The organism is Streptomyces sp. WP-1, assembly GCF_030450125.1.
Taxonomy (GTDB): domain Bacteria; phylum Actinomycetota; class Actinomycetes; order Streptomycetales; family Streptomycetaceae; genus Streptomyces; species Streptomyces incarnatus.
In genome coordinates, this window is the sequence record NZ_CP123923.1 from 2136939 (window position 1) to 2150527 (window position 13589).

At 73.2% G+C, this 13589-nt stretch carries 4 protein-coding genes; all 4 read left to right on the top strand.

Going from position 1 to position 13589, the window contains the following annotated elements:
• Window positions 1–9 precede the first annotated feature (9 nt).
• The 4 genes from QHG49_RS09110 to QHG49_RS09125 all read left to right on the top strand — a co-directional run bounded on the left by QHG49_RS09110 (window position 10) and on the right by QHG49_RS09125 (window position 13531).
• Window positions 10–1392, top strand: coding sequence for a sensor histidine kinase (locus QHG49_RS09110; protein ID WP_301488471.1), 1383 nt, complete (start codon window positions 10–12; stop codon window positions 1390–1392).
• A gap of 129 nt (window positions 1393–1521) precedes the next feature.
• Window positions 1522–2865, top strand: coding sequence for a serine hydrolase (locus QHG49_RS09115; RefSeq protein WP_301488473.1), 1344 nt, complete (start codon window positions 1522–1524; stop codon window positions 2863–2865).
• A gap of 200 nt (window positions 2866–3065) precedes the next feature.
• Window positions 3066–13271, top strand: a complete 10206-nt coding sequence (locus QHG49_RS09120; protein ID WP_301488475.1) for a non-ribosomal peptide synthetase — start codon at window positions 3066–3068, stop codon at window positions 13269–13271.
• A 53-nt stretch (window positions 13272–13324) separates the two neighbouring features.
• Window positions 13325–13531, top strand: a complete 207-nt coding sequence (locus QHG49_RS09125) for an MbtH family protein (RefSeq protein ID WP_159705788.1) — start codon at window positions 13325–13327, stop codon at window positions 13529–13531.
• Window positions 13532–13589 lie beyond the last annotated feature (58 nt).

A 13589-nucleotide genomic window follows, 5' to 3' on the forward strand; every position in this document is an offset into this window, starting at 1 on the left:
CGTAGCCCCATGACTTTTCCGACCCCCTACCGTGTGGCCGCGGGCCTGATCTACCTCTCCGTGGGCAGTCTGGTCGGCCTGCTGCTGGTCCCCCTTCTGGCGGCCTCCCTGGCGCTGCGCGCCGTCTCGTGGCTCCTGCTCGTCGGCCTGCCGACGGTGGTCGTCACCCTTGTGCACGGTACGGCGGCGGTGGTTCGGCGGGCCGTTGCCGCGGCGCGGCGGCGACCGCCGGGAGCCGACCAGGCCGTGGGCGAGGTTCCGCGGCAGGTGGCAGCCCGGATGGCGGCCCTGCACGACGGCATGTCATTCAGCCTGCCGCTGCTGCGGGCCGTCGCCGACCTGGAACGCCTGCTCGCCCACTCGGTCGTCGGCGACCCCGGGGACCCCTCGCACCGGTCGGCGGAGGCGAACCGGGAGGTGGAGCGGGAGCGCCGCTCCACCAAGCCGCGCCGGGACGACATCGGCTACCTCGGACTGCTGCTGCTGGGCTCGGTCTGGCTGTTGCCGCTCGCGGCACTCGCGCTCCCTGTGGTCCTGTTCGCCGTGGCCCTGCCGGTCGGGCCGCCCGAGCAACTCGCGTTCGGACCCGGCGTGACCCTGCTGGTGACCGGGGCGGTCACGCGCGTGTCGGTGGCTGCCGCGGCCGTGGTGCTCTTCTCGGTGCTCGTGGTGCTGCTGTTCTGGATGGGCAAGCTCCGGGCCCGGCTGGTGCGGCGCGTCCTCAGCCGTATCGACGAGGCCGAGGCGCAGCTGCGGGAGCAGGCGGCCGAACGCCAGCGCGTTGCGGCGCTGCGGGTCAACGACGCGGATTTCCGCCGCCTGGAAAGGGATCTGCACGACGGGGCACAGGCGCGCCTGGCGGCTCTGCTCATGCGCCTGTCGTACGCGAAACACCGCCGGAGCGACAATGCGGAATACCTGTCCGCGCTCGTCGAAGAAGCCCACCAGGAAATCGGCAGGGCGCTCGACGACATCCGGGACCTGGTGCGCGGCATTCAGCCGCCCATTCTGAGCGACCGCGGTCTCGAAGCGGCCGTCACGGCATTGACCGAACGTTTTCACGTGCCCGTGACCGTGTGCGGCGCGCTCGCTCGGCGCCCGGATGTGAGCGTGGAGTCGACCGCGTACTACATCGTCGCGGAATGCCTCGCGAACACGGTCAAGCACGCGTCCGCCACGTGCATTCGGGTCCGCCTGGACGAACACGACAACCAGCTCGTCGTCGCGGTGACGGACGACGGCACGGGCGGCGCCTCACCGGCGGCCGGGACGGGCCTGCGGGGGCTGGAGGACCGGGCGGCCGCCCTCAACGGGCAGCTGGAGGTCAGCAGTCCGCCGGGTGGGCCGACCACGGTGACCGCCACTCTCCCTTGGTCGATTCACCCTGTCTGACCTGCATCTTTTCTCTAAATCGAAAGCCCTTGCCGTTCGTTGAACGTGTGATCGAGGATGAAGGGGTACGGCTACCCGCACCTCCGCGGTGCGGGTAGCCGTACCGATGACATCCATCAAGGGGGAGATGTGGAAGCGCCTTTCACGGCGGACCGGTTGCGAGGACTCACGCACGACCACTCTGTTCCCGGCGCGCAGCTGACCATCCGCCGGGCCGGGAAAAGGGTATCGGTGGCCACGGGTGTGACACGCGTCGGGACCGCCCGGCCGGTGACGGTGGACACCGCCTTCGCCCTGGGCTCGGTGACCAAGGCGTTCACGGCCACCGTAGTCGCCCAACTCGTCGCGCAGGGCGAACTGGAATGGGACGACCCGGTCTGTGAATACCTGGCGGAGTTCGACGGGGCGGTGGACGGGAGAATGTCCGCCGTCACCCTGAGGCACCTGCTTTCTCACACCGCGGGGCTGGTCGCCGACCATGAACTCGACAGCAGCCGGGAATCGTCCCTGGCGCGTTACACGGCAAGCGCCGTGCTCACCTCTCCCCTGCACGAACCCGGTCGATACTTCTCCTACTCGAACACCGGCTACAACATCGCCGGACACGTCATCGAGACGGTCGGTGACATGAAATGGCAGGCGGTCGTCGAAAATTCCCTCTTACGACCGCTCGGTATCGACCCGGTGTTCCTGAGCGGCGGCCCGGCGGCAGGCCTTCGCACCGTCGCCGACGGCCACACCGTACGGCCGGGCCGCGAGCGCGGCGTGCACCCCGTCGGCGTGTACGTGCCGGACGGCTGGGCACCGGCGAGCGGGCTGGCCGGCAGCGCCGACGACCTGGTCGCGCTCGCCGCCCTGCACCTGGGCGACCACCCCGACGCCGACGCCCTGCTCCCCGCCGCGGACCGTGCCGAGATGGCGGCCCGGGATCCCCGCGCGAACGCCTTCGGTATGGCCGACGGATGGGGCCTCGGCCTCGCCCACTACGCCTCGCCCGACGGCCCCTGGCTCGGACACGATGGCACGGCCGACGGCGGCACCGCGCACCTGCGGTTCCATCCGCGCACCGGCACCGCCGTCGCACTGACCACCAACGCGACCACCGGCACCCTGCTGTGGGCCGACCTCGTCGACATCCTGCGGGAGCACGGTATACCGGTGGGCGACCACCGCCCCACGACCTCCACCGCACCTGCCGTGCAGACGGGTCTCAACCGTTTCACCGGTGACTACCGCAACGGCGACACGCGCTTCACCGTCCGCACCCACCAGGACGGCACCACCCTGCGCCTGACAGACGCCACCGGTCTCACCGCCGGCCTCGCGCTCCGCGGCGACCTGACCTTCGACGCCCGGCGCACGGACGCCGAGACCGCCCCCTTCTCCGGCCGGTTCGTCACCGAAACCGCCACGGGCGATGTGGTCCTCATGCAACTCGGCGGACGCTCCGCCCGGCGGACGTCGGCCGCGTAGCCCCTCGCCGACCGCGGACGCGCGCCGGCCCCCGCCATCACGCTCCGGCCGGCACCGCCCTCCCCGCTCCACCTTTCCAGCATTCCAACTTTCCGGCTCTCTCCGGTTTCCGTGCCTCGCCATGCCCACCAGTGGCCGGAAGCCGCCCCGTTTCTGGAGGTACCCACGTGGCTCGCGCCGACGCACCGGTGAACCGGGCAGTGTCCGACCAGACCGAGTTCTGGCGGGCCCGGCTGGACGGCGTCCCACCCCTGGAGCTCCCGGCCGACCGGTCACGCCCCGTCGTCCGGTCGGCCGACACCGCGGTCCACACCCGCGCGCTACCCGGCTCCGCCGCCCGAACGCTGACGGAGCTGGCCCGACGCCATGCCACCAGCCGCACGGCCGTCCTCGCGGCCGCCGTCACCGCCCTGCTCACCCGCTACTCCGGGCAGGAGGACACAGCCCTCGGCACCGTCTCCCCACGCACCGGGCACACGATCGTCCTGCGGACCGAAGTGGACGCCGCAGCCCCCTTCACGGCCCTGCTGCGCGACACGGCCCGCACCCTGGCGGACGCCCTCGCCCACGACGGCGTCCCCTTCCCGGACCTCGTCGAGGCCCTGGCCCCCGCGCCGGACACCAGCATCACGCCGTACATCCAGGCCATGGTCGCCGACCTCGGCGAGCTGACCGAAAAGGAGCGGGACTTCGACCCGCTGGACCTGTCCGTCGAGATCGCCCCCGCCGGGCGGCGTCTGCGGGTCAGGTACAGCACCGCCCTGTTCGACGAGGCCACGGCCGCCCGCCTGGCGGACCACCTGACGGTCCTGCTGGCCGGCGCCGCCGAGAGCCCGGAGTCGCCCCTCACCACGCTGCCGCTGCTCACCGACGGCGAGTTCGAACAGGTCGTGCGCGGCTGGAACGACACCGCGCGCGAGGTGCCCACCGGCACCTTTCCCGAGCTGTACGCCGCCCAGGTCACCGCCCGGCCCGACGCCGTCGCCGTCATCGACGAACACGGCTCCCTCACGTACCGCGAACTGGACGAGCGGGCCAACCGGATCGCCCACCACCTGATCGAACGCGGCGCCGGGCGCGACCAGTTGGTCGGGCTGTGCGTCGAGCGGAGCGGCGAGATGGCCGCCGCTCTGCTCGGCATCATGAAGGCCGGCGCCGCCTACCTGCCGCTCGACCCGTCCTATCCGGCCGACCGGCTCGCCCACATGCTCCAGGACTCCGGCGCCCGCCTCGTCGTCAGCCAGCAGAAGCTGCGCGACCGGCTGCCGGAGACGGGAGCCACCCTGGTCGACCTCACCGCCGACCGCGCCGCCCTCGACGCCCACCCGGCCACCGCGCCCGACGTGGCGCTCGCACCGGAGGACCTGGCGTACGCCATCTACACCTCCGGCTCCACCGGCCGTCCCAAGGGAGTCCTCGTCTCCCACAGCGGCATCGGCAACCTGGCGGCCGTACAGGTTCAGGCGTTCGACGTGACTCCCGGCAGCCGCGTGCTGCAGTTCGCCTCCGCCAGCTTCGACGCGGCGTTCTGGGAGGTGTGCATGGCGCTGCTGACCGGCGCGACGCTGGTCATGGGTTCGAAGGAGACCCTCGCCCCCGGAGAGCCGCTCGCGTCCTACGCCGCCGCACATGGCGTCACTCATGCCACCCTCACCCCCGCCACCGTCGCCGTCCTCCCCGAGGGGCACGGCCTGCCCGACGACGCCACCCTCGTCGTCGCCGGCGAGGCCAGCACCGCCGACCTGGTCGCCCGCTGGTCCCGCGGCCGGCGCATGATCAACGCCTACGGCCCGACCGAGACGACCGTCTGCGCCACCATGAGCGCCCCGCTCAGCGGCGCGACGGTCCCGCCGATCGGCACGCCCATCGCCAACTTCCGCGTGTACGTCCTCGACGACGCCCTGCGCCCGGTGCCCGCCGGTGTGCGCGGCGAGCTGTACATCGCCGGTGTCGGCCTCGCCCGCGGCTACCACGGGCGTCCGGGCCTCACCGCCGAGCGGTTCGTCGCCAACCCGTTCGGCGAGCCCGGCGAGCGCATGTACCGCTCCGGCGACGTGGCGCGCTGGAACACCGACGGGAACCTGGAGTACCTGGGCCGTGCCGACGACCAGGTGAAGGTGCGCGGCTTCCGCATCGAGCCGGGTGAGATCGAGAGCGCCCTCGCGCTCCATCCCGACGTGGCCCAGGCCGTGGTCCTCACCCACAACACCAACCTGCTGGCCTACGTGTCGCCGTCCGGGGTGCGCCGCCCCTCCCCCGAGGACCTGCGCGCCCACCTCGCCGAGGGCCTGCCCGACCACATGGTCCCGTCCGTGATCGTGGTGCTCGACACGCTGCCGCTCACGCCGAACGGCAAGGTCGACCGCAAGGCGCTGCCCGACCCGGCCGCGGTCCAGGAGCGGTCCGGCGCCGGTCGAGCCGCACCGCGCAACGCCGTCGAGGAGACCCTCGCGGGTGTCTGGTCCGATGTCCTCGGCATCGAGGACATCGGCGTCCACGACAACTTCTTCGACCTCGGCGGCAACTCGATCCTGTCCGTCCGCGCCGTCTCCCGGATGCGCGCCGCGCTCGGCATGACCCTGCCGCCGCGCATCCTCTTCGACACCCCGACGATCGCGGGACTCACCGCCTCCCTCGCCCCCGACGAGACGGACGAGGACCCGGCGATCCCCGTCGTCCCGCGCGCCGGCGCCCTTCCCATGTCATACGGTCAGCAGCGGCTGTGGTTCCTTGAGGACTTCGACCCGGGCAGCGCCGAGTACCACACCGCGACCGCGCTGCGCCTCACCGGCGCCCTCGACACCGCCGCGCTGCGCTCCGCCGCCGAGGACCTGACGGGCCGCCATGAATCCCTGCGCACGACGTTCGGCGTCGTCGGCGGACGTGGTGTCCAGGTGGTCCACCCCCGGCTCGCCCCCGAGTGGCGCACCGAGGATCTGAGCGGCCTCGCGCAGGCGTTGCGTGACGAGCGGCTGCGCGAACTCGTCCGCGCCGAGACGCAGCGCCCCTACGATCTGACGGCCGGGCCGCTGTTCCGCGTGCTGCTGGTCCGCCTCGCCGACGACGAGCACGTGTGCGTCCTCGGCATGCACCACATCGTCACCGACGGCTGGTCCATGGGCATCGTCACCCGTGAGCTGGGCGAGCTGTACACGGCCCGCACCGAGGGCCGCGAACCCGGCCTGCCGGAGACCGGCGTCCAGTACGCGGACTTCGCCGCCTGGCAGCGCGGTCGCCTGGAGGGGGGCGGGCTCCTCGACCGGCAGCTCGACTGGTGGCGCGAGCGCCTCGACGGCGTCACCCCGCTGGAGCTGCCCACGGACCGGCCGCGGCCGTCGCTGCGCTCCTCGGCCGGCGCCGTGTACACCTTCCCCGTCACCGCCGACACCACCACCGCCCTCAGGGACCTCGCGCGGCGGCACGGCGCGACCCTCTTCATGGCGCTGACCGCCGCGGTGAAGACCGTCTTCGCCCGCTGGTCGGGCCAGGAGGACATCGCCGTCGGCACCGCCTCCTCCGGGCGCGACCACCGTGACCTGGAGAACCTCGTCGGCTTCCTGGTCAACACCGTTGTGCTGCGCTCCCATGTCGACCCCGGCATGTCGTACGCGCAGCTGCTGACACGGCTCAAGGAGACCGTCCTGGAGGCCTTCGCCCACCAGGACGTGCCCTTCGAGCGGCTGGTGGACGCCGTCGGTGCCGCACGTGACGCGAGCCGCACGCCGCTGGTGCAGGCCATGGTCGTCCTGCAGAACGCGCCGGCCGAGCCCGTGCGGCTGCCCGGCGTACGCGCCGCCGACCACCCGGTAGCGCGGGAGGCGGCGCCGTTCGACCTGACGGTCGAGTTCTTCGAGACGGGCGACGGCCTGACCGCCCGGGTGGGATACAGCACCGCTCTCTTCGACGAGGCGACCATCTCCCGCTTCGCCGGGCACCTGACGACCGTGCTCTGCGCCGTCCCGGCCGAAGCCGACCGGCCCCTCGCCACCCTGCCGATGCTGACGCAGGACGAGTACCGGCAGACCGTCATCGGCTGGAACGGCCCCGTGCGCCCCGCCCCCACCGGCACGTTCCCGGAGCTGGTCGCGGAGAGCGCGCGACGGCGTCCGGACGCGCCCGCCGTCGAGGACGCGCACACCGTCCTCGGTTACCGAGAGCTGGACGAACGGGCCAACCGGCTCGCCCACCACCTGGTGTCCCTGGGCGCCGGCCCCGGTACGTTCGTCGGCCTGTGCGTCGAGCGCGGTGCGGAGCTGGTCGTGGGCCTCCTCGGCATCATGAAGTCCGGCGCCGCCTATCTGCCGCTCGACCCCGGCTATCCCGCGGACCGGCTCGCGTTCATGCTCCGGGACTCCGGCGCCGGCCTCGTGGTCACCCGCACCGAGCTGGTGCGGCGGCTGCCGGACACCGGCGCCCGGATCGTGGACCTGGCCCGGGACGGCGACGTGCTCGCCGCACTGCCCGCCACCGCGCCCGAACCCGGTCCGCGCGCCGGTGACCTGGCGTACGTCATCTACACCTCCGGCTCCACCGGCACCCCCAAGGGCGTGCTCGTCTCCCACAGCGGTGTCGGCAACCTCGCCGCCGCCCAGACCGAGCGACTGGAGGTGGACGAAAACAGCCGAGTCCTGCAGTTCGCCTCGTCGTCGTTCGACGGCGCGGTCATGGAGGTGCTGATGGCGCTCCCCGCGGGCGCCACGCTCGTCCTGCCGCCACATGGCCCACTGGTCGGCGAGGCGCTGCAGACGTTCCTGCGGGAGCGCCGCATCACCCACGCTCTGCTGGCGCCCTCGGCCGTCGCCACCCTGACGCCGGACGGACTCGACGGTCTGCGCACCCTCGTCGTCGGCGGTGAGGCCAGCACCGGGGATCTGGTGGCCCGCTGGTCAGCCGGACGACGGATGGTCAACGCGTACGGCCCGACCGAGGCGACCGTCGTCGCGACCATGAGCGCGCCGCTCACCGGCGGGGCCGTACCGCCGATCGGCACGCCGCTGCCCAACACCCGCGTCCGGCTGCTCGACGCGGCGCTCCAGCCGGTCCCCGTCGGCGTGCCCGGCGAGCTGTACATCGCCGGCCCGCACCTGGCGCGCGGCTACCACGGGCGTCCGGGGCTGACCGCGGAGCGGTTCACGGCGGACCCGTACGGCGAGCCGGGCGATCGGATGTACCGCTCGGGTGACGTGGCCCGGTGGCGGGCGGACGGCAGCCTGGAGTACCTGGGCCGCGCCGACGACCAGGTCAAGCTGCGCGGCTTCCGCATCGAGCTGGGCGAGATCGAGACGGCTCTGGGCCGCCACCCCGATGTGCGGGACGCGGTGGTCGTCGTCCACCACGACGAGACCGGCCGAGGGCGTCTGGTCGCCTACCTGGTGGGCGGCCGTGAGCTGTCCACCGGTGAACTGCGCGCGCACCTGGCCGGTTCGCTGCCGGATTACATGGTGCCGGCGCTGTACGTACCCCTGGAACGGCTCCCCCTCACCCCCAGCGGCAAGGTCGACCGCCGCGCCCTGCCCGCACCGGACCTGTCCGCGGCCCGCACCGGCACCGACCACACCGCACCCCGCGACACCACCGAGGAAACCCTCGCCACCGTCTGGGCCGACGTCCTCGGCATCGAACGCGTCGGCATCCACGACAACTTCTTCGACCTCGGCGGCGACTCCATCCTCTCCATCCAAGTCGTCTCCCGAGCCCGCCAGAACGGACTCCACCTCACCTCCCGCCTCCTCTTCCTCCACCAGACCATCGCCACCCTCGCCCCCCTCACCACGCCCACTCACGCCCCCGCCGACGACACACCGCCGGCAGCCGTCGGCCGCGTCGAACTCACTCCCATCCAGGACTGGTTCTTCACCGAGCACACCGTCAGCCCCGACCACTACGGCATGTCGGCGCAGGTGGAGCTGGCCCCGGACACCGACACGGCGCTGCTGGAGCGGGCGCTGGACGCGGTCGTCGCCCACCACGACGCCCTCCGGATGCGGTACACCCGCGACGGCGGCACCTGGACCCAGGAGTACGGCGACGGTGACGTCGGCGGGCAGCGGCTGACCCTGCGGGACCTGTCGGCGCTGGCTGACGACGAGCGGAACGCCGCCCTGCACGAGGCGGCCCTCGCCGCGCAGCGCTCGCTCGATCTGGCGAGCGGCACCCTGGTCAGGGGCGTGTTCTTCCGCCTCGGCCCGTCACGGCTGCCGCGTCTGTTCCTGTCGGTGCACCACCTGGTCATGGACGGGGTGTCCTGGCGGATCGTCCTGGAGGACCTGTCCACCGCCTACGCCCAGCTCGCCGAGGGCCGCGCCGTGGACCTCGGCCCCAGGACCAGCAGCTACCAGCAGTGGGCGGAGCGCCTGACCACGCACGTCCGCTCCGGCGCCCTCGACCACGAACTCACCCACTGGCAGGACACGGTCGCCACCGTCCGCCCGCTGCCGTGTGACGCGCACGGCGAGAACTCCGCCAACACTTTCGGCGCGGCAGCGGTCACGTCCGTACGGCTGAACCGCGCCGAGACGGAAGCGCTGCTCCAGCGGGTGCCCGCCGCCTACCGCACGCACATCAACGACGTTCTGCTGACCGCGCTCGGCCGTGTCCTGGGCGACTGGGCGGACGGCCCGGTGACGATCGCCCTCGAAGGCCACGGCCGCGAGGAGCTGTTCGACGACGTCGACCTGTCCCGGACGGTCGGCTGGTTCACCACCATCCACCCCATGACGCTGGACGTCACCGGGGACGACTGGGGGCAGGCCCTGAAGTCGGTGAAGGAGCGGCTGCGGGCGGTCCCGGGCCGCGGCATCGGATACGGGTTGCTGCGCCACCTGTCCGAGCCGGGCAGCGCCGCGCACGCCGCTCTCGCCGCCGCCCCGCAGCCCGAGATCAGTTTCAACTACCTCGGTCAGTGGGACGGGGCCGCCGGTGACAACGGTCTGGTGCGCGCCCGCCTGGCCGCGCTCGGCGCCGACCAGGCGCCCGAGCAGCCCCGGCCGCATGTCATCGACATCGTGGCCGCCATCGGCGACGGCGAGCTGCGTATCGACTGGATCCACGCCCCCGCCGCGCACCGCACCACGACCGTGCGGCGGCTCGCCAAGGCGTTCCTCGCCGCGCTGCGCGGCGTGGTGGAGCACTGCCTGCGGCCGGGCAACGGCGGCGCGACGCCGTCCGACTTCCCGCTCGCCGGGCTCGACCAGGCGGCCGTGGACCGCATCGCCGGCGACGGCCGGGACGTCGAGGACATCCACCCGCTCACCCCGCTGCAGAGCGGCATGCTCTTCCACACGCTGTCCGACCCGGGCGCGTACGCGGAGCAGATGTCCTTCGAGCTCGACGGCGTGAGCGACCCGGCGCTGCTCGCCCGCGCCTGGCAGGAGGTGGCCGATCACATCAGCGCGCTGCGCACCTCGCTGGAGTGGCGGGATGTGGAGCGCCCCCTGATGGTGGTCCACCGCCGGGCGGAGCTGCCCGTCACCCACCTCGACTGGCGTGCCCTGCCGGCCGCGGAGCGGGACGACGCGGTGCGCCGCCTCCTCGCGGAGGATCGCGCCCGGCCGGTCGATCTGACCACCGCTCCGCTGATGCGGCTCACCCTCGTCCGGCTGTCGGACACGTCGGTGCGGCTGGTGTGCGCCTTCCACCACATCCTGCTGGACGGCTGGTCCGCGTTCGACGTCCTCACGCAGACCTACCGGGCGTACGCGGACCTGGCGGCCGGGCGGGCGCCGGCGCTGCCCGCGCGGCGGCCGTTCGGCGCTTATGTGGAGTGGCTGGAGCGGCAGGATCTGGCAGGGGCGGAGGCGTACTGGCGGGAGGTTCTCGCGGGTTTCCGGGCGCCTACGCCGCTTCCCGCAGTCCGGCACTTTGTGCCGGGCCACCGCACGGGCTCCACCTCCCGGATCGCGCGCCGCCTGGCGCCGGGAGCCTCCCGCGAGCTGTTCGACTTCGCCCGCCGACACCGGCTCACCGTGAACACTGTGCTCCAGGGCGCCTGGGCACTCCTGCTCGCCCGCCACGCCGGGGTCGACGACGTCGTGTTCGGCGCCACCGTCTCGGGCCGCCCGGCGGAGTTGCCGGGCGCGGAGTCGATGGTCGGCATGCTGATCAACACGCTGCCGGTCCGGGTCCGCGTCGAGGGGACCGCGCCGGTCGCGGACTGGCTGGCACAGGTGCAGCGGGCGCAGGTCGAGGCGCGCCAGTACGAGTACATGCCGCTGCCGCGCGTCCAGGCGTGCGGCGAGGTGGAGCGCGGCGAGGAATTGTTCCGCACCCTGGTCGTCTTCGAGAACTACCCGATGGACGACGGGGCGGCCGCCGCCCATGGGCTGCGCGTCCGCGGCCTGACCGGCACCGAGGCGACCAACTATCCGCTGAACCTCATCGCGTACGGCGGCGACGAACTGACCTACACCCTCGCGTACGACGCGGAGTTGTACGACGGGGACACCGCGGACCGGCTGTGCGGTCACCTGGAGGCCCTTCTGACCGCGCTCCCCGCCGCCGGCGAGGCGGCGTCGCCGGTGGCCGCGGTTTCGATGCTCACGGTCCCGGAGGCCGAACTGACCGTACGGGCCTGGAACGACACGGCCCACGACCTGCCCGAGGCGTCACTCCCGGAGCTGTTCGCCGCCCGGGCCGCCGCGCACCCCGGCGCCGTCGCCGTGATGTTCGACGGCGAGGAGGTGACGTACCGGGAGCTGGACGAGCGGGCCAACCGGCTCGCCCACCATCTCGTGTCCCTGGGCGCCGGCCCCGGCACCTTCGTCGGCCTGTGCCTGGAGCGCGGCGCGCACGCGGTCACCGCGCTGCTCGCGGTCCTGAAGGCCGGCGCCGCGTACGTACCGCTGGACCCGGGCTACCCCGCCGACCGGCTCACGTACATGATCGGCGACGCCGGGGTGCAGCTCGTGGTCACCGCGGAGGGGACGCGCGACCGGCTGCCGTACTCGGGAACGCCGGCCGTCGACCTGGACCGGGACGCCCCGGCGGTCGCCACGCGGCCGGCGACGGCGCCCGTGCCGGGGCCGGGCCCGGACGACGTCGCGTACGTGATGTACACGTCCGGCTCGACCGGGACCCCGAAGGGCGTGCTCACCCCGCACCGGGCCGTCGTCCGGCTGGTGCACGAGGCGGCGTACACGGACGTCGGTCCGGGCGACACGGTCGCGCAGTTCGCCTCGCTGTCCTTCGACGCGTCGACCTTCGAGGTCTGGGCGGCCCTGCTGCGCGGGGCGCGGCTGGCAGTGCACCCTCAGGGGCTGCCCACCACAGCGGTGCTGGGCCGGTTCCTCAAGGAGCACGGCGTCACGCACCTATGGCTCACCGCGGGTCTGTTCCACCAGATCGCCGACGACGACATCGGCGCGCTCGCGGGGCTGCGGCAGCTCGTCGCGGGCGGTGACCGGCTCTCTCCGGAGCACTGCGCCCGGGTCCTGGACGCCCACCCCGCGCTGCGGCTCACCAACGGGTACGGCCCCACCGAGGCCACGACGTTCACCACCACGCACGACGTGCGCCGCCCGGTGAGCGGCGACGCCCCGGGGACGGGCTCCGTGCCGCTGGGTTCCCCGCTGCCCAACACCCGGGTGTATGTGCTGGCCGAGGGGCTCACGCCCGCGCCGATCGGCGTGCCGGGCGAGCTGTACATCGCCGGCGACGGTCTGGCCCACGGTTACCTGGGGCGGCCGGGCCTGTCGGCGGAGCGGTTCGTCGCCGATCCGTTCGCCGCCGCCCCCGGCGCCCGGATGTACCGGTCCGGGGACCTGGTGGCGTGGCGGGCGGACGGCACCCTGGAGTTCCTCGGCCGCACCGACGGCCAGGTCAAGATCCGCGGGTTCCGGGTCGAGACGGGTGAGGTGGAGGCCGCGCTCGCGACCCATCCTGCGGTCGGCGACGCGGCTGTCGTCCCGCACACCGACCCGGCGTCGGGCCGCACCGTCATGGTCGGCCACGTGGTCCCGGCCGGTGGGGCGCCGGTACCCGACGCGGCCGAGCTGCGCGCACACCTGGCGGCGTCACTGCCCGACCACATGATCCCGGCGGTGTTCACCACGCTGGAGGCGCTGCCGCTGACCGCCAACGGCAAGGTCGACCGGGCGGCGCTGCCCGCACCGGAGCGGCGCTTCGCCACCGGCACGGAGTACGAGGCCCCCGCCACGCCCACCGAGGAGCTCATCGCCGAGGTGTGGCAGGAACTGCTGGGCGCCGAACGGGTCGGGGTCCACGACGACTTCTTCGAGCTGGGCGGCGACTCGCTGCTCGCCCTGCGCACGGTGTCGCGGATCAACGCCCTGTTCGCCACCGATCTGTCACCGCGTGCGCTCTTCGAGAGTCCGACGGTCGCCGAGACCGCCGCCGGCGTCGAGGAGCTGGTCCTGGCGGAGCTGGAAGCCGCCGCCGGGACGTCCTGACTCCCTCCCCTTCCTTCTCCCACTCTTCACCTCTCATCCGAAAGGCCGCCGCCATGTCCAACCCGTTCGAGAAGTCCGACCGTTCGTACGACGTCCTCGTGAACGAGGAGGGCCAGCACTCGCTGTGGCCGTCCGGCACGGCCGCCCCGGACGGCTGGGAGACCGTCCTCGCCGGCCGGCCCCGCGAGGAGTGCCTCGCGTACGTCGAGACGAACTGGACCGACATGCGCCCGCGCAGTCTGCGCACGTCCGTCGCCTGAGCCCGCCCGCCTCGTCCCGGCCGACATCCGGCCACGCCCGCCACCCGGTCCTGCCCGC

Excerpts from the sequence above, each read along its gene's own strand:
- QHG49_RS09125 (WP_159705788.1), top strand. The coding sequence starts at position 13,325 with ATGTCCAACCCGTTCGAGAAGTCCGACCGTTCGTACGACGTCCTCGTG.
- QHG49_RS09110 (WP_301488471.1), top strand. The coding sequence starts at position 10 with ATGACTTTTCCGACCCCCTACCGTGTGGCCGCGGGCCTGATCTACCTC.